Here is a 17,441-nt window from a genome sequence, read left to right on the forward strand (position 1 = left end):
CAGCGTTCGTCCTGAGCCAGGATCAAACTCTCAATTTAAAAGTTTGAAAACTTAAGCTCATCGCTTACTTATTTTATCGAAGTTGACTAAACAACTTCAAAAGAATTGCTGGTCATTTACCTTAATCATTCTCTGTTTAATTTTCAAAGACCAATTTGCTTTGCCGTCATCTGACAGCTTTTATATCTTATCACCATTTTACTTCAAAGTCAACAGCATATTTACTGGTAACTTGAGGGAAACTTTGCTGCTGCCTTGTCAGGGGCAACTGCGTAGGAACTATGTTAACAGGATTATTTATTTCTGTCAATAACTCATTTAGTGGTAATTTTTACACAGCTTATTGAGTTATTAGATTAATATATATTCCTTCGTTCTTTGTCGTTTTTTGTCGGCAACGAAATATATATTATCATTTTTATTTATTATCGTTTATTCTTCTAAGACTATTGTTTTAATATATCTTTATTTATTCGAGTATTTCTCTAAATTACTCCATTTATCACACATTGATACACTAGGATAAGTATTTCTGGATATGTATATTTTATTGCATAAATTTACTTGCGAATAGTCTTTACTATGTGTGGATTTAGCTAAAAGACTGCACAGCGAGGATATCATAATTAATACTTTTAAAAAAAGAAATATCAATTATCATTCACAATTTAGAATATACTTGATACAAAATAGGGGTAACTCAAAATGCAAACTCTATAGCTTAGAGGCTTAAGGAGAAGCGCATAATTAAACACTCATAATCTAATACAACAAAATAATTCATTAAAACAGACTCTAGTATATTTAAATCTCAAAAGGGTTGTTGCTATCAACTTCCATATCACCTAGAGGCTTACTCCACTAATAAACATGGAGAGCTTCGCTGTTAAAAAATCCTACACTACGAGACCTTCAGCAGTAAGAAAGCTCAATGCCCTGAAAGCAGAGCATCCAGATGTTAATGTTCTGTTCAACACCATCGTTGATATGGCCGTTTTCCACTACTACAACTATATATTTGATGAGAATGGAGGCTTCAACATTCAAGAAGGTAAGAAGGTCCAGAAGTTAAGAAGTTATATATTTTAATTCTTTAGAAGGAAAGAAGTTATATTTATATAAAGTTAACTAATAAAAATTTCATTCACAACTTCAGATCCTAGGAAGCTTTGTACAAGCTGTAGCGGTACTAAAACCATGTATCCCTGCAGCTTATCCAAAGCCTATAAATTGATAATCACAGCCTGTGGTCTTTCTCTCGGGTCCTTTGCCTGGGTCAATCCTCAGGGGGCACAGTAAAACAAGCCTCCTTCACTCACTTTGCTTCAGAACAACAGCCAAAAACCGCAGCAGCTCCAAGTCCCGGGTATTCCTCTGGGGTCTTTTATTAGTTCTATAAGATTGCAGCAGTTTGTTACTTCAGCGAAGCCAAGCCTGTAGCTGGACATGCCCTGGTCAAGTCCACCTTGAACAAGCATAATCTTGCTCAAGGTTGGCTAGGAAGTTTAAGGATCTTTTTCGGGTATTTCTTTACCGCATTCCTTCCATATAATTGGAAAGTACTAACCATATTAATCTAAATACTGCGTATGTTATGATAATCTTTAATGTATTTTGTTTTTTATTTTATTCCCTTCTTTGTATATATTTTGGACTACAAAGTGCGTCAGTAATTAGTTCTGCTGGCCTTGTTATCGGTGGAATACTTTCTTTAATTCCTTCAGAAGTCCTTTTAACAAAGCCTCTTATATTGCCAATGGTTTTGATCAAAATTCTTACCCCTACATTTTTAAGTTCTGTTCCGTACAGTGCTGTATATTTAAACCAACTTATTAGATTATGTGTTATAAATACTAGCCATAATAAACCGTAGATACCATAAAACTCAGAAGTTCTAAGATTTTTTATTTGGTATACATTTTTGCCATCTTAAAGAAGGCTTCTATAGTTTGAAGTTTATCATAAAAATGAAATATTTCTACTGCGCTCTATAAAGAGGGTGTTATGGATATCTTGCAGTTGATTTATGCTATCCAAATTGCATCACTGTAATTAACCAAGTGGAAGTAGTTTCTTCTTTACAGTCATCTTGAGTAAAGGTAAAATTATTCATATTTATTTTATTCCAAAATAAACTCTCCAAAATACTGCGATAAATGAAAATCTGGTTTTTCATTTACTATTGGGTTCCATGATCCATAATGTGGAAATTTTGTTTTATCACCACATTTGTAAAAGTTACCTCTCATTTTATATCCTGATGAAAAATCTATTTTTCCAAAATACTTTTCAATAAACTCAAAAGGAATTTTAAATTCTAAAGTCCATACACTTCCGTCATATTCTCTAATATTACCTGGATTAATAGAAGTTTTGATTTCGAATATAGCTGGATCCACATTAATGAGCGCTCTATTATGTCGATTGCTACCAATGCCTAATAATAAATTACCAAAAGCATTAAATTCAAAATTCATGTATCTTTCTTCCATTTGAGATTTAGGAACAATAAAAAATTCCACACAGCTATCCTCATAAACAGGTTCATTTATATTTAAATAAATAGCCCTTACTTTTTTCTCATGAGCTATAAAGCGTAATTTAAAATATTCATTAGTATAAAACATCTCAACTTCTGTCATTGGCTTATAACCACTTGTATCCCATGGAAAGCAATCAATGTCTACTTTAGAGATTGACTGCCATATAACCTGTAAACTTCTCTCATCATTATCAACCTTTTTTACTATATAGCTTTTCACAAGCTACCACTCCCTATTGGCATATTTCCTTAACAATTGATTTCATCTGCTGGAATTTTTCTTCCATATCAGCAACTAATTTAAATTGATTCCTTGCCCTGTCAAGGTTGTGTTTTTCTCTGTGAATTCTAAAATATACATCGCCATTTAAGTAATCTGTTAAAAATCTTATACCACACTCAAAGGTTAACAGTTTTGCTGAGAAAGATAGATATTTGATTTCCATGTTCGTTAGTGATTTTCCTGCTGCTTCAATAAATCCTCTTGTAAAGCTTTCAAATAGTTCAAGGTCCAGCCATACCTTTGAAAGATCAGCCTCATCCTCTTCTGCAGTAGTTGCTCCGGAGCGGATGGAATCACCAAAATCATATAAAGACAATCCAGGCATTACTGTATCCAAATCAATAACACATATTCCTTCTCCAGTTAAATCATCTATCATAACATTGTTAAACTTAGTATCATTGTGAGTAACACGAAGCGGCAGTTTATTTTCCTTCAGTAGGTTCACAAGCACCTTTGTGTCTTCGGAGCGATCCATTATAAACCTTATTTCCTCTGTTACTTCTTTTACCCTGCCTTTTACATCATTTGTTACAGCGTCTAAAAAAGCCATATATCTCTTTTCAGTGTCGTGAAAATCAGGAATTGTCTCATATAGTTCTTCTGCTGGAAAGTCATAAAGATTCTGTTGAAATTTTCCAAATGCTTTTCCTGAGTTATAAAAATGTATAGGGTTCTCAACCAGCTGATAGGTCTGAGCATTTTCAATAAACACATACCCTCTCCAGCAGTCTCCTGACTCACTTATATAAAGATTTCTTCCATCCTTTGTTCTAATTATCTCCATGGTTTCTCTGGCAGGGTTTCCTCCGTTTGCAATTAGCTTATTCTTTATATGAGCTGTTACCTTCTCTATATTCTCCATAAGCTTTTCTGGAGACTTAAATATATTTGTATTAATCTTCTGAAGAATATATCTGTGAGTTGAACCATTTTCTTTTTCAAAGTACACTACAAAGGTGGCATTTATGTGTCCGAAGCCATATGGTTCAGCTTTTATGAATTTACCTTCAAAATTGAATTTTTGTATTATATTCTTAAAGTCAACTTTAGATTCCATTACTTTTCCTCCCAAAGTTTTTCAGGATAAATTCCTGAATTTATAAGTCTATTAATAGCCTTATGAACAAGTGGCTTGTCTTCTTTATAAGTAACTCCATACCACTGCTCCTTTGATGTTAATACCTTAACCTTTGCCTTGCCTTCTATAATTAATTTATCTACAACACTAGGCAGGAAATATTCAGCCTTTAGATTATCAGCTTCTTTCACTTCCAAAAACCTTGAGAAGCCTTTTTCTAATTCCATAAATATACTTGGAGTAAAGCCCCATAAATTCATGGATACTGTACTTTCCTTCGGAATGTCTATCCATAGATCTTCTCCCTCAGCATATTGAGCTCTATCACTTGATTTCTTTATCTTGGTTCTTTCTGTTATGTTTATTAAATAATTTTCATTATCTACATTACATACACCTCTAGCAACAGTTCCATGTTCAGTTAGTGTGTTTTCTAGCTCAAAACCAACCATCGCATAATTGTAAAAGTCTCCATCATCCTTTATCCCTGAAAGAAACCTTCCAATTTCCTGAAAGGAAGTAGCTCCATAAAAATCATCTGCATTTATTACTGCAAAAGGTGTATCAATAACATCCTTGCAGCATAGAACTGCATGAGCTGTGCCCCAAGGTTTTATCCTTCCCTCTGGAACTTCATAATTAGAAGGCACTTTTACTATTTCCTGATATACATAGGTGGTATCAATAACCTTACTTATTCTATCTCCTATGGTTTCACGAAAAGCTGCTTCAATTTCTTTTTTTATTATAAAGACAACCTTATCAAAGCCGGCCTTCAAGGCATCATATATTGAATAATCCATTATAATTTCTCCATTTGGTCCAACGGGATCAATCTGCTTGAGCCCCCCGTATCTGCTTCCCATCCCTGCTGCCATTATCACCAAAGTTGGTTTTACCATAATTATTCTCCTTTCATTTACTGCTTTCAAATGCATTTTAGTTAGTGCCAATCTTTTTCTCATTTGAGTTTATCTATTTCTCATATCCATTAGGATTATTCGACTGCCATTTCCATGAATCCATACACATATCCTGAAGGGTCAGCGTGGTTGAAAAGCCTAGCTCTTCCTTGGCTTTTGAAGTATCAGCAAAGCAGGCAGCAACATCTCCAGGTCTATTATCAACTATTTTATAGGGTATTTCCCTGCCACAGGCTTTTGAATAGGCCTCCACTACCTCCAGCACAGTATAGCCGTTTCCTGTCCCAAGATTATATGCCTCTATGCCTTTACTTGTGCTTACTTTTTCCAGTGCCTTAATATGTCCACCTGCTAGATCTACTACATGAATATAATCCCTTACCCCTGTACCATCCTTTGTAGGATGGGTATTTCCAAACACCTTCAAATAATCAAGCTTTCCGCCTGCTACCTGTGCAATATATGGCACTAGATTATTAGGAATTCCCTTAGGGTCTTCCCCTATAAGCCCGCTGCTGTGAGCACCAATAGGATTGAAATAACGAAGCAAGGCTATTGACCAGTCATTATCAGATGCATACAAGTCTCTAAGTATGTCCTCAATCATAAGCTTTGTTCTTCCATACGGATTTGTCGCACTTAATGGGAAAACCTCACTAATTGGTACAGAGCTCGGATTACCGTAAACCGTAGCAGAGGAGCTGAACACAAGCTTCTTTATATTAAATTCCTCCATAACCTCGCATAAATTAAGGGTGCTTAGAAGATTATTATGGTAATATCTTAGCGGTATCGATACTGATTCCCCCACTGCCTTCAGCCCTGCGAAATGAATTACAGCCTCTATATTATTTTCAATGAAGATTTTTCTTATCTCCTCTTTATTAACCAAATCAGCCTCATAAAACTTAAAATCCTTTCCCGTTATTCTTCTTACTCTATTTAATGACTCAACACTGCTGTTAACCAGATTGTCCACTACTATAATGTCATAGCCTTTTTCAAGTAATTGTATTGCGGTATGACTTCCAATAAAGCCAGCGCCGCCAGTGACTAGAACTGCCATATTTTCACTCCTTTTATAATTATTTAATTACTTATATTGTATATGTTTGCACGTTTAAATTCTTTATCAAAAAAGTCAAGAATTTTGCACTTTTAGTCTTTAATTCTTTTAATTATTCAAAGAATCAGTTATCATATATAAGAGAGTTTATTTATTTAAAAATCTGCAGAAAATAAGGTTTAAATTCTATAAATTAATTCTGAGTTGATGCTAAATTAATTCTCTAGTTAATTTTAATATTATATATTAAGGTGGTTATGATGAACTATATCAAAACTGTTCTAAATGAGGAGTTTAACATAAAAGAAATTGTAACTGTACATTATTTTGAATTTGCTAAAGATTATGTTTATGAAGGAGAATTTCATAACTTTTGGGAGTTTGTTTATGTAGATAAGGGTGAAGTTGAAATAATGGCTGATACTAACGGCTACAAGCTTAAGCAGGGAGAGATCATTTTTCACAAGCCAAATGAATTCCATAACCTATGGGCTAACGGAAAGGTTGCTCCCAATTTGATCGTTGTATCATTTCATTGTAATTCACCTTTAATGTCCTTCTTTGAAAATAAGATGATGAATGTGGACGATGTAGAAAAGAAGCTGCTGTCTAAGGTTGTAAAGGAAGCTCATAATGCTTTTTCCTCTGACCTCAACATTTCTACATTATTAAAGCTTGAACCAAGAGAAATTTCGCTTTTCGGAAGCGAGCAATTAATCAAGCTATATCTTGAAGAATTCTTGATTAATCTTGTGAGAAGGGATAGAAGCATCACAAATGAGGTGAGGTTATCTTCTTCAGTAAAAGAGCGATCAGATAATAATCTGACCAATAAAGTTATAGCTTTCCTGCAGGATAATGTTAATAATAACTTAATCTTCGAGGAGGTCTGTAAGTTTTCAAACATGAGCAAAACTAACTTAAAAACAATTTTTAAGGAAAAAATAGGAACAGGAGTAATAGAATATTTCAGACATTTAAAAATTGAGGAAGCCAAAAGGCTTATTCGTGAAGAAGAGCTGAACTTTTCTGAAATAGCAGAAAGATTAGGGTATTCTTCAATTCACTACTTCTCAAGACATTTTAAAAAGGACACTGGAATGACTTTATCTGAATATAACAACTCAGTTAAATCAATTTAATAAAAGTTAGGAAAGCCAAAGTGCGATAGATAACATTGTTACCTATCGCCTATTAATTTCTTTTTATGCTTTATATTTCTAAACAGATAGATTTCTTGAGCTTTGCTCGATTTTTATTTTTACAAGCTTTTTAGTATTTAATTCAACCATCATTCTTAAATCTTCATCTGTAAGTTTGTAGTATGGAGAAGTGGATCTTCAATATTAGTTAATAATACTACAGTTCTTAAACCTCTCTTTAACTATATATGCTGCTCCTAAAAGCCCCGCATCGTTGTCAAGGTCTGCTTTAATTATCCTGGTATAGCTGCCATAGGGCTTCATAACCTTCTCTTGAAATAATCTGTTCACTTCCTCAAAAAACAAGTCCCCTTGAGCAGATATTCCTCCCCCTATAAGTATACAGCCTGGATCAAGAATATGGGTCAGATTTACTAATCCAGCTACTAGGGCCGCTAAATATTCTCTATATACAGTACAAGCAGCTGCATCGCCCTCTTTGACCTTTTTCATTACTTCCTCCCCATTGGTTTTAAGCTCCTCTTTTTGACTATTACTAACGCCTGAAGCTTCAATATATTTTTTTACCAAAGCAGAGGTTGAAGCATATCTTTCAAAGCAGCCTATAAAGCCGCAATTACATTCTTCACCCTTCAGGTTTATTGTCATATGTCCTACTTCCCCAGCATAGCCTCCAAAGCCCCTATAAAGCTTCCTATCTATTACGATGGCTCCGCCTATGCCAGTGCCCAAGGTAATACAAACAAAGCTATCAATTTCTTTTCCTCCACCCATCCACAGCTCACCTAGTGCGGCGGCATTCACATCATTTTCTACAAATGCTTTCAGTCCTGTACTCTTATAAATGTCTTCTGAAAGCTTTGCTCCAGAATAATCTTCAAAATTTACGCCACCTGCTATTACTTCACCTTTATCAATATCCACTTGCCCTGCAGTGCATATTCCCACAAACTCAAGATTGAATTTATCCTTTAAAACATTTGTTATCTCTGACAGCTTAATTGGTATATTAATTCTACATTTTGCCCTTGGTGTAGCAGTCTTATCTTTGTATAATATTCTGCCACCTTCAGTTACAACTCCGTATTTTATAAAGGTTCCACCTATATCAAAGCATAATACATTTTTAATTTCCATCATCTCCTAAATTATTCTTCTTTTTTTAATTATAATTTTTATTCAACTACTTGTATTTATAATATCAGTCGAGAATTTTGTACATTTAGCCTGTTGGACAATTTTAACTACAATTAAATTAGATAATGCCATCTTTACCAAAATAAATTCAAACTGCTCTCACATTTTAGAATTAATTTTAAAACAACTGCCTCCCAAATTATGCATAATCCGGAAGGCAGTTGAATTTTATACTTAGTCCATTTTTAAATTTTTTAACCTTTTCCATATACCTCAATTTGAGTAAGGGCTGCGAAAGCAGAGGATACAGGTCTTCTTATTTCCGTAAGCTTTATCCAGCTAATAGTTTTAGTGTCAAATCCATATTCCTGCGGTTCTGCAGTTTTAATCATTGTAATTGGCATTCTACTTCCATCAGAAAATTCAAATACACCAGTTTTCCAATTTGTATCATGGTCATCTTTATAGTCAGCTCTTAAGTATAGTACTATTTTATCTACTTGAACTTCTCTTCCAAAATATAATATAAATTCTAAATCATCACGGAGTCCACCACCCCAAGAATGATAAGGGTAATGTCCATGTGAAGAGTTATCCTTGCATCCATCAATAGCATTTCTCGGTTCAAAGCATGATTCATTTCTTGTTACTATACTGGCATAAGCATGAGGATAATAATTTACATCCATATGTTTATCCAGTCCGTTTAGAGCAAGATTTCTATACTGAGAAATCTCATCGTTATTTGCTGCTCTAAGTGTTATTTTATGAATATCTCCCTGAAACGCTTCTGGATGATATGCTGTAAGCTTTTCTCCAAAAGGAATATCATATTCGAATTTTGATTCCGGTGCATATACTAAAGACTCTATTATATGTTCACCAATGTTTGCGAAAGCATATTTATAATCTCCAAAATTAAAAATTAGCTTATCTCCTATTGAATAATTCCCATTGTATATAAGGCTTACTTCCTTTTCACCTGCTGAGGATGCTATTATTTTTCCATTAATATTTTTAATTTCAATTCTCATAATATTACCTCTTTATCTTTTAATTTCAAAACCGCGAGTCATAAAGCTATCTATTTGCTTTTTGCTTGAAAGATTTGCGTCACCTCTTATTGTATGCTTTATGGCAGAGGAGGCTATAGCAAAATCTATAGTTTTTTGTGGTTCAAAATTCTTCATCAATCCGTATATAAGGCCTGCAGTAAAGGCATCACCGCCACCTACACGATCCACAATATCAAAATTTATTTTTTTACTTTCATAAGTTTTATCCCCTATGTGCAAATAGGCTTTTAGTGAATTATTGGTACTGGAATGTACCTCTCTCACAGTTCTTGCTATAGCCTTGAATTTGTACTTTTCATTTAACTTTCTGAAAATGGTGTCCATTGTATTAATATCCGGGTTCATGCTGAGTCCGTCCTTCAATTCCTTACCATTTTCGTCCTTCAAATGGATAGGTTCTATTCCAACTAATATATCAACATACTGCATGTACTCACTTAGTACATCTCTTGAAGTATCAAAGCTCCAAAGCTTTCCCCTAAAATTAGGATCAAAGCTTACTGTAATTCCTAATGCTTTTGCTGATTTCAATATTCTTTCAGTGAGAATTCTACAATTTTCCGATAAAGCAGGAGTAATACCACTAATATGAAGCCAATCAAATCCTTGTAATAGTTGTTCATAATCAATGGAATCAGGGTCAACTTCGCATATAGAAGAATGCTTTCTATCATATATAACTTCTGAAGGTCTTATGGATACCCCTTCTTCTAAGTAATATGTTCCAAGCCTTTCACCACTTCTTTTTATATGTCTTGTATCTATTCCATTACTCTTTAAATATTTTAATGCTGCATCTGCTAAAGAGTTATCAGGTACTACTGAAAACACTGAAGTATCCACACCTAAGTTTACCAGGGAAACTGCAACGTTTACTTCAGCTCCGCCATAATTAACGTTAAAGGCAGAAGCTTGAACTATTTTTTCATAATTTTGAGGTGAAAATCTTACTAGTATTTCACCAACAGATATAAATTTCAATTAAAGTCGCCCCCTTGCTTCCTTAACCTTATCCACAAATTCCTTTGCATTTTCTTTAACCTTTTCTATTCCAAATCCCTTATAACCCTTAAGCAAATCTCCGCCGATTCCTACAGCTATTGCTCCCGCAGCTATCCATTCATGTACATTGTCTAAACTTACTCCACCAGTAGGCATTATGTTTGCTTGCGGCAGTGGTGCTTTGATAGCCTTAATAAAGGATGGACCAAAGGCATTTCCTGGGAAGAGCTTTATTATATCAACTCCTGTTTCCATAGCCTTTATCATCTCTGTTATTGTCATGCATCCTGGTAAATATGGTACACCGTATCTGTTACATAATTTTGCAGTGGCTTCATCAAAGCCAGGACTCACAATATATCCGGCGCCGGAGAGTATTGCTGTTCTTGCAGTTTCTGAATCCAGTACCGTTCCGGCACCTACATATAATTTATCTTTAAAAGTTTCACTTAATGCCTTTATTACATCAGAAGCTCCGGGCACCGTATAAGTCACTTCTATAGCCTTTATTCCGCCTTCAATACAGGCCTTTGAAATTTCTATTGCCTCTTCCATTGATCTCGCTCTTATTACAGCAATAACTCCGCTTTCACACATTGCATCTAATACTTTTAATTTAGATAACATAGTTACACCTCCATATTAAAAATGCAGTCAATGCTTATTTATCTTCATAAACAGACTGCATTAGTATATTTATTTTAAAGAACTTGTAGGTACTGCATCCATATCAGTAAAGGTTTGATTTTCGCCAACCATACCCCATATAAAGGTATAATTCTTTGTACCAACACCAGAATGTATTGACCAGCTTGGTGATATTACAGCTTGTTCATTTTTCATAACAATATGTCTTGTCTCATCTGGTCTTCCCATGAAGTGGAACACTACGCTTTCAGCATCCATATCAAAGTATAAGTAAACTTCCATTCTTCTTTCATGAGTGTGACAAGGCATTGTATTCCAAATACTGCCTGGTTCCAATATAGTCATTCCCATAACCAATTGGCAGCTTTCACAAACTGCAGGATGTATATACTGATTTATTGTTCTCTTGTTACATTCTTCATCACTGCCTGCACTTACTTTGTTGGCCTTATCTAAACCTATCTTTACAGTAGGATAACTCTTATGAGCAGTTCCACTGTTTATATAAAACTTAGCCGGCCTAGCTGCATCCAAGCTTTCAAAGCTTACTTCTTTTGCTCCCATTCCTACATAAAGTCCATCTCTTGAATTTAATTCATACTTTTCTCCATCAAGAGTAACTATTCCAGGCCCACCTATATTGATTACACCCATTTCTCTTCTTTCAAGAAAATATCCGCAGCCAAGCTCTTTGCTTGCTTCTAAAAGCAATGGCTTTTCTGCTGGAACCGCTGCTGCGATGATTATTCTATCTATATGACTGTATACCATTTTAATTTCACCTTTAACAAAAAGGTCCTCTATTAAAAAATGATTTCTTAAATCCTTAGTATCATATTTTTTTGCATCTTCATAATGGCTTGAATATCTTACATCCATTTTTGCACCTCCAAAATTTTTCTTATTTCAATCTATACACCTTTGAGCAATTTGTTTAAAATGCTCAATATCAAAATTACGTTCAATAATTTCAACATATTAATCTACTTTTAAAGAGCTTAACTTTCCTTCAAAGGAAAGTTTTCTTTCCGCTTAAATTTTATTAAACTTTTTACCAATATAGCTTCCAATCTGTTGTTAGCCTCATTAAAGCTTCCATGTAGAAGTAGTCGCCCCAAGTATTGCATTCATCTACTCCTCTGTTACTGCATGGATTATTAACTGAAGCTCTTGCATAGGTGCCATGCAGCAATATACCATTTGATATTTTGGGGTTAGTAACAGCACAGCGTTCTACTAAAGCCTTTAGTAGTATTTTAGCTACTTGTGTATAATATTCCGCTTCTTCTTTTTCCACGTATTTTGCCATTTCAAGCATTCCGCAAATTGTGATTGCTAAAGAAGAAGAATCTCTAGGTTCATTGCTGCCATCATTAAAGTCGAAATCCCAGTAAGGTATTAAATCTGATGGAAGATTTGCTAAGAAATAATCCGTCAGCCTTCTAAATATCTCAACATATTCTGTATTGCGTAAATACTTATAGCTTAATGCTGACCCATAAATCCCCCAGGCCTGCCCTCTTGACCAAGCAGAACCATCACGGTTACCTTGACAAGTTACACCACGCATTGGCTCACCGGTTTCTTTATTAAAAAAGTAAGTATGGTACGTGGAATTGTCAGGACGTATAACATAATTCATTGCAGTTATTATATGGGTTGTTGCCTTTTCTGCGTATTTTGGGTCTTTAGTTACGTTAGAAGCCCAGAAAAGTAGCGGCATATTTAGTAAACAGTCAATGATTAATCTGTAATTATCTACAGCTCCCAGTTCTCCCCAGGCTTGAAAGAATTGACCCTTTTCTTGAAAGCGGCTCATTAAATTGTCTGCAGCCAACAAGGCAGCTTTTTTTCCTTCTTCATTTCCAGTCAACTCATATGCAGCAACACAGGAAGGAGAATATAAGAATCCCATATCATGATGATTTACATCAATTTTTTCTACAATTCTTTTCATAAAGCTTTTTACATGAATATCTCCAACTTCCTTAAGCTTTGAATCTCTTGTGCACTCATATGCAAGCCATACTTCCCCTGTCCAAAAACCTGTTGTCCATTCTACATTTTCAGTTTGAGGATAAAAATTATTTACACTGTTAGAATCTGGAAAATAGTGTGTAAACTTATCAATATTTCTCTTTATCAATTCAACTGCTCTATCACGAGCCTTTTCTAATTCAGCAGTTGTTATTTTTTCATACTTTAATAATGATTCTTTTGTCTGCATTTTGTACCCTCCGATCAAATAGCAATTTATATTGAAAGTCTTCCTTCCAATTCTTCATAATCAACAGTAATATTCCTGCCATCCTGCATTTTAAGATACACTTTACCATATCCGCCGCACCTTTCCCTATCTTCAAACTTGAAAGCTTTAATTGGGAATAGCTCTTCCTCAGTCCATGAACTTAAATCATTTTTAGTTAATATTGCAGATATCATTACATAAGGCTTATATTCATAGTACTTATCACAGTTTACTTCTCCATAAATGAGATAGCTTTCCTTTGCTATGGCATTAACTCCTACTCTTTCCTTTACTCTTATGTCATCAAAGCCAGCATATATGCACATAGCTATTTGCTTTTCTTTTCCTTTTATGACTATAGCCTTTGCACCAAAGTAATTTCTTTCTTCAATGATTACTTTATCATCCTTTGGAAAACCATAAGCACCCAAAGAAAGCATAAAAGGCTTATCATGAATTCTCATTTTGTCTACACGTATCATCCCATAGTCAACAGGAAAATCTGCTATACAAATTGAGGGCTTTCCTTGAAAGGAGGATTCAAAATCGAAATATTCCTTTCTGTAAAGCACTCCTTCTTTCTCCCCACCATACAGAATAATGTTTGGAACTATCGCTTCCTCTGTATTGAAATATTTCAGACTATACTGCATTGCTTCAGCACCGGCATAATCAAAATCTTCCCAAGGGAATTCACTGTTGAATGATAGGCGAAGGTAATTCCTTATATATGCACTTTTTCTTGAAAACATTGTTTTTCCAGTTCTAAATTCAGTAATACCATTAGCACCATGGTTGTCTATTACTATTCCAGGACCATTTAAAACCGTTGTTTTTGACTTAGTTTTCTCAAGATTTTCCCATATACCATTATTCTCTTGGTCTTGCCAGTAGGGATGATTATCTTCTAAACAAAGGCATACAAAGGAATTGGCTAACCAAAAGGGGCTCTCTGCACAACTATAATCCTGAAGCATAGCTTCAAAAGGACCATAGAAACCTAAACAAGGAACACCCTCATAAAAAACCTCTTCTTTTGTTATAAACTGTAGTAGAGCTCCTGAATTTATTCGCCTTGCGAGGCCCGGATTTGCTTTATGGTTTCTTAATAAAAAGTTAGCAGCTAATGGTGCCGTGGCAGCACTTCTGTAGATACAGCTGCGCCCCCACATAGTAACTTGTGCTCTTTTATCAAACATATTAGGATAGCTTTCTACTAGAGAATTTGAATATTGCTCAATTTTTTCTGCAATGTATGGCTCATTCTCATACCCATACCATTGATTCCACAGTGGACCATATACATGAAAGGCCCAAGGAGTATAATAGTCGAAAGAATGACCATCCCTGTACCAACCATCCCCTGCATAATATGAGATAATTGTTTGACCATGGTCCCTCATTATATCTTTATCAATGTCATACCCTTCTTGATGTAAAAAACCAAGAATTAGCATATTGAAAAGGCGCCAATTATGCGATGATGTTCTACTATGACCAAAACTTGAAAGGTACGCTGCTATTGCATCTTTTTCTTCATCAGTATAGGTATCCCAAATTACTTTCTTACACATTTCAAAACCAATTACTAAGGATGCACACTCACAGGTATGTTGAAAAGCAGTTTCACCTGATTTAGCCATACTCTCTAATTCTGGCACGCTTAGCAAATAATTAGGCGTTCCCGATGTGACTGAAAGTAATATTTGCTTTTTATAATACTCTTTGAGAGAATATCCACAAACCTTTGCCGACGGTTCATTATGTAAAAGTGGTGCTGCTAATAAGAAGCTTCTTGCTAGGCCTTCAAACTTTTGCGCATACTTTTTCCACTCATTGGTGTTATTATTAGGATAACTTATGCTAAATTCCTGTCGTGGAACTAAAACAGGTGCATCCATATTCGGTATATGCCTAAATATACCTTCTAATAGAAACTTTGAAGCATCTAACCAATGTTTTTTTGTCATTCCTGAATAAGGGCTTTTTTCATAATTTGGATCTAAAATTTTAAACGCCATTTCAGTCTCCTTTAAATTTCTTATCATTAAATGAAATCATTGCATAGTTGTTTGTTAAGTAATCAGACCATTTTAGTCTAAGTTCTTTGAACACCAACCTTACTCACCATCCTAATACTTTTCAATGACATCCGATTTAATGAATACATAATAAGTACCATATATGATTATTTGATCATCTACATTACCAGTTGTATTTGTTCCAGAAAACACTTGATATTTTACTCCATTGTTTTCTAATATAAATCTGTCACCTTTATATACTATTTTTTTATCTTTGTTGTTAGTTTGAAGTATTTTATCTTCCATCTTTATATAAGTTTCCAATGGTACTTCACCATTTTGATATTCTTCATTTTTATAAACCTTTGCTTTTTTCTTTAACTCTTCGCTCAAAATATTTTGTTTGTTATCTTTAGTAGATGGCCTTGCTTTGGCACATCCATAAAAGAAGATTACTGAAATAACTATAATGAAAAGAATAATTATTATTTTACTTTTGTTTAAATTCCTTATAATCATGTTTTGTATTTCAGATCCTTCTATAGGCCTATTAATAAAGTGATATTTATCATTAACAAATACCACTTTAATCATAATGTATTTTAAGTTACTATTAGCATTTTTGCAGTTATTCCTTTGATTTGTATAAATAAGTATTGTTTATGTAAATTAGATAAATAAATATACTTGGTAATATAACAACCCCAAACACTGGCATTAGTAGTGTTATAAAGAACAAGCTTAAAACAATAATTAAATTTACAATTCCAAAATAGAATTTTCTAAGCGAAAAGTAAAAAGAAATTTTTAATAAATCTTTAATACTTGAATTTTCATTTTTAACTAAATAGTAAAAATAATTTATAGCTGTAATTAAAACAACATAAAAGGCTATAAATATTATTGGGGCAAACATTCCAATATACTGCGTTTTCATAAAAAACAACAGATCTATTATCAAAATTGTAATTAGCAATAACGAGACTAACCAAACAGAAATTGCTTTTTTAAAAAATACCTTATATCCTGTGAAAAAATCACTAGATATATTTAGTAACTTTTCTTTATTATACTTATTTAAACAATAGATCAATGCTGATATAGAAGGACCTGTTGGAATAAGTGCAATAGCAAAGGTTAATACATTTTGAATTTTAAAAGTAAAAGTTACAACTGTTATTAAAAACAATGCATTCGTTAATCCAAAATAGATGTTCATCCTCAAAAAGTAATATATAGTATTGAAAATATTAAAACAAACATTATTTTGAATAAAATCCTCTTTTATCATCACTTATCCCACCTTTTCTCTTTTATATTTAGCCCTTCATACCAGATGTTGCAATTACCTCAATAAAGAAACTTTGTAGAGCTAAGAACTCTTCCCTTAAAATGAAGTTTAGTTATCTAACTAACCATCCACCATCTACAGCTAAAATGTGCCCATTAACATAATCTGAAGCTTTACTTGCTAAGAACACCATAGCTCCCATTAAGTCAGATGGTTCAGCCCATTTACCTGCTGGTATTCTATTTAATATTTCTTCATTTCTTCCTTCATCCGCTCTTATTGGAGCTGTATTAGCGGTCTTAACATACCCTGGTGCAATAGCATTTACTTGAATATTGTAACAAGCAAGTTCGTTTGCAAAGGCTTTAGTGATACCAGCAACTCCATGTTTACTTGCAGTGTATGATGGTACAAACTTACCTCCTTGGAACGCTAACATCGAGGCTACATTAATGATCTTTCCGTAATTTTGTTTAGCCATAATCCTTGCTACATCTTGGCTTAGGAAATATACAGCATTCAAGTTAATATCCATTACCGCATTCCAATCTTCTTCCTTGTAATCAAGCAGCGGCGCTCTTCTGATTGTTCCTGCATTATTTATTAATATATCTATCTTACTAAACTGAGCCAAGGCAACATCTACAATTTTCTTTCTATCTTCTTTCTTAGTTAAATCAGCTTGTACAAAAACAACCTTTCTTCCTTCTTTTTCTATTAACGCTCTAGTTTCATCCCAATTCTGATCATATGTTGGAATTACTAAATCTGCACCTACTTTAGCTAAAGCTACTGCATAGCCTTGTCCAAGGCCAGTGTTTCCACCAGTAACTATTGCGACCTTTCCATCTAATCTAAAAAAATCAATAGAAAACCTATCCAAAACATTACTCATATTCAATTCCTCCATCACTTTTACTAATAATTTATTATTCAAAACAGTTTGCAAAATAAAGC

General features: G+C 34.0%; 17 protein-coding genes. 1 reads left to right on the forward strand and 16 read right to left on the reverse strand.

Annotated elements, in window-relative coordinates; translation table 11 throughout:
- Window positions 1–1,325: 1,325 nt before the first annotated feature.
- The 6 genes from JK636_RS15360 to galE all read right to left on the reverse strand — a co-directional run bounded on the left by JK636_RS15360 (window position 1,326) and on the right by galE (window position 5,895).
- A complete protein-coding gene (locus JK636_RS15360) occupies window positions 1,326–1,478 on the reverse strand; it encodes a hypothetical protein (RefSeq protein WP_202749894.1) in 153 nt (50 codons plus the stop codon).
- A gap of 148 nt (window positions 1,479–1,626) precedes the next feature.
- Window positions 1,627–1,770 (reverse strand): hypothetical protein, encoded by a 144-nt coding sequence (locus JK636_RS15365; RefSeq protein ID WP_202749895.1) that lies wholly within the window; start codon window positions 1,768–1,770, stop codon window positions 1,627–1,629.
- A gap of 350 nt (window positions 1,771–2,120) precedes the next feature.
- The gene (locus tag JK636_RS15370) at window positions 2,121–2,762 is read right to left on the reverse strand and encodes a carbohydrate-binding family 9-like protein (protein ID WP_202749896.1); all 642 of its coding nucleotides are present in this window, start codon (window positions 2,760–2,762) and stop codon (window positions 2,121–2,123) included.
- 13 nt (window positions 2,763–2,775) lie between these two features.
- Window positions 2,776–3,885: a phosphotransferase enzyme family protein gene (locus tag JK636_RS15375; protein WP_202749897.1), complete on the reverse strand. Its 1,110-nt coding sequence runs from the start codon at window positions 3,883–3,885 to the stop codon at window positions 2,776–2,778.
- Window positions 3,885–4,808 (reverse strand): nucleotidyltransferase family protein, encoded by a 924-nt coding sequence (locus JK636_RS15380; RefSeq protein WP_202749898.1) that lies wholly within the window; start codon window positions 4,806–4,808, stop codon window positions 3,885–3,887. Before JK636_RS15380 ends, JK636_RS15375 begins: the two co-directional genes overlap by 1 nt.
- A 73-nt stretch (window positions 4,809–4,881) precedes the next feature.
- Complete coding sequence (galE, locus tag JK636_RS15385) at window positions 4,882–5,895, reverse strand: UDP-glucose 4-epimerase GalE (RefSeq protein ID WP_202749899.1); 1,014 nt, start codon at window positions 5,893–5,895, stop codon at window positions 4,882–4,884.
- Between the two features lie 260 nt (window positions 5,896–6,155).
- Here galE and JK636_RS15390 point away from each other — a divergent pair, with 260 nt between their 5' ends.
- Complete coding sequence (locus JK636_RS15390; protein ID WP_243428246.1) at window positions 6,156–7,037, forward strand: AraC family transcriptional regulator; 882 nt, start codon at window positions 6,156–6,158, stop codon at window positions 7,035–7,037.
- Between the two features lie 204 nt (window positions 7,038–7,241).
- On the opposite strand, the gene JK636_RS15395 is transcribed toward JK636_RS15390, so the two are convergent.
- The 10 genes from JK636_RS15395 to kduD all read right to left on the reverse strand — a co-directional run bounded on the left by JK636_RS15395 (window position 7,242) and on the right by kduD (window position 17,379).
- Window positions 7,242–8,195 (reverse strand): ROK family protein, encoded by a 954-nt coding sequence (locus JK636_RS15395; protein WP_202749901.1) that lies wholly within the window; start codon window positions 8,193–8,195, stop codon window positions 7,242–7,244.
- A gap of 254 nt (window positions 8,196–8,449) precedes the next feature.
- Window positions 8,450–9,229 (reverse strand): carbohydrate-binding protein, encoded by a 780-nt coding sequence (locus JK636_RS15400; RefSeq protein ID WP_202749902.1) that lies wholly within the window; start codon window positions 9,227–9,229, stop codon window positions 8,450–8,452.
- 12 nt (window positions 9,230–9,241) lie between these two features.
- The gene (locus tag JK636_RS15405) at window positions 9,242–10,252 is read right to left on the reverse strand and encodes a sugar kinase (protein ID WP_202749903.1); all 1,011 of its coding nucleotides are present in this window, start codon (window positions 10,250–10,252) and stop codon (window positions 9,242–9,244) included.
- Window positions 10,253–10,900, reverse strand: a complete 648-nt coding sequence (locus JK636_RS15410) for a bifunctional 2-keto-4-hydroxyglutarate aldolase/2-keto-3-deoxy-6-phosphogluconate aldolase (RefSeq protein ID WP_202749904.1) — start codon at window positions 10,898–10,900, stop codon at window positions 10,253–10,255.
- Window positions 10,901–10,969: 69 nt separating this feature from the next.
- Window positions 10,970–11,800, reverse strand: a complete 831-nt coding sequence (gene kduI, locus JK636_RS15415; protein WP_202749905.1) for a 5-dehydro-4-deoxy-D-glucuronate isomerase — start codon at window positions 11,798–11,800, stop codon at window positions 10,970–10,972.
- A gap of 172 nt (window positions 11,801–11,972) precedes the next feature.
- Complete coding sequence (locus JK636_RS15420; protein WP_202749906.1) at window positions 11,973–13,148, reverse strand: glycoside hydrolase family 88 protein; 1,176 nt, start codon at window positions 13,146–13,148, stop codon at window positions 11,973–11,975.
- 26 nt (window positions 13,149–13,174) lie between these two features.
- Entirely contained in the window at window positions 13,175–15,190 is a 2,016-nt protein-coding gene (locus tag JK636_RS15425; protein ID WP_202749907.1) for a DUF2264 domain-containing protein, read from the reverse strand.
- A gap of 111 nt (window positions 15,191–15,301) precedes the next feature.
- Window positions 15,302–15,787, reverse strand: a complete 486-nt coding sequence (locus tag JK636_RS15430) for a hypothetical protein (RefSeq protein ID WP_202749908.1) — start codon at window positions 15,785–15,787, stop codon at window positions 15,302–15,304.
- 34 nt (window positions 15,788–15,821) lie between these two features.
- On the reverse strand, window positions 15,822–16,484 hold the full coding sequence (locus JK636_RS15435) for a DUF624 domain-containing protein (protein ID WP_202749909.1): 663 nt from the start codon (window positions 16,482–16,484) through the stop codon (window positions 15,822–15,824).
- A gap of 112 nt (window positions 16,485–16,596) precedes the next feature.
- Complete coding sequence (gene kduD / locus JK636_RS15440; protein ID WP_202749910.1) at window positions 16,597–17,379, reverse strand: 2-dehydro-3-deoxy-D-gluconate 5-dehydrogenase KduD; 783 nt, start codon at window positions 17,377–17,379, stop codon at window positions 16,597–16,599.
- Window positions 17,380–17,441 lie beyond the last annotated feature (62 nt).

The organism is Clostridium rhizosphaerae (assembly GCF_016765585.1).
Lineage (GTDB): Bacteria > Bacillota > Clostridia > Clostridiales > Clostridiaceae > Clostridium_AT > Clostridium_AT rhizosphaerae.

What these genes read in the sequence shown, in the direction of transcription:
- kduI (WP_202749905.1), bottom strand. Translation starts at nt 11,800, where the DNA reads ATGGATGTAAGATATTCAAGCCATTATGAAGATGCAAAAAAATATGAT.
- JK636_RS15390 (WP_243428246.1), top strand. Translation starts at nt 6,156, where the DNA reads ATGAACTATATCAAAACTGTTCTAAATGAGGAGTTTAACATAAAAGAA.
- galE (WP_202749899.1), bottom strand. Translation starts at nt 5,895, where the DNA reads ATGGCAGTTCTAGTCACTGGCGGCGCTGGCTTTATTGGAAGTCATACC.
- JK636_RS15430 (WP_202749908.1), bottom strand. Translation starts at nt 15,787, where the DNA reads ATGATTAAAGTGGTATTTGTTAATGATAAATATCACTTTATTAATAGG.
- JK636_RS15425 (WP_202749907.1), bottom strand. Translation starts at nt 15,190, where the DNA reads ATGGCGTTTAAAATTTTAGATCCAAATTATGAAAAAAGCCCTTATTCA.
- JK636_RS15375 (WP_202749897.1), bottom strand. Translation starts at nt 3,885, where the DNA reads ATGGAATCTAAAGTTGACTTTAAGAATATAATACAAAAATTCAATTTT.
- JK636_RS15380 (WP_202749898.1), bottom strand. Translation starts at nt 4,808, where the DNA reads ATGGTAAAACCAACTTTGGTGATAATGGCAGCAGGGATGGGAAGCAGA.
- JK636_RS15360 (WP_202749894.1), bottom strand. Translation starts at nt 1,478, where the DNA reads ATGCTTGTTCAAGGTGGACTTGACCAGGGCATGTCCAGCTACAGGCTT.
- JK636_RS15435 (WP_202749909.1), bottom strand. Translation starts at nt 16,484, where the DNA reads ATGATAAAAGAGGATTTTATTCAAAATAATGTTTGTTTTAATATTTTC.
- JK636_RS15410 (WP_202749904.1), bottom strand. Translation starts at nt 10,900, where the DNA reads ATGTTATCTAAATTAAAAGTATTAGATGCAATGTGTGAAAGCGGAGTT.
- JK636_RS15420 (WP_202749906.1), bottom strand. Translation starts at nt 13,148, where the DNA reads ATGCAGACAAAAGAATCATTATTAAAGTATGAAAAAATAACAACTGCT.
- JK636_RS15395 (WP_202749901.1), bottom strand. Translation starts at nt 8,195, where the DNA reads ATGGAAATTAAAAATGTATTATGCTTTGATATAGGTGGAACCTTTATA.
- kduD (WP_202749910.1), bottom strand. Translation starts at nt 17,379, where the DNA reads ATGAGTAATGTTTTGGATAGGTTTTCTATTGATTTTTTTAGATTAGAT.
- JK636_RS15400 (WP_202749902.1), bottom strand. Translation starts at nt 9,229, where the DNA reads ATGAGAATTGAAATTAAAAATATTAATGGAAAAATAATAGCATCCTCA.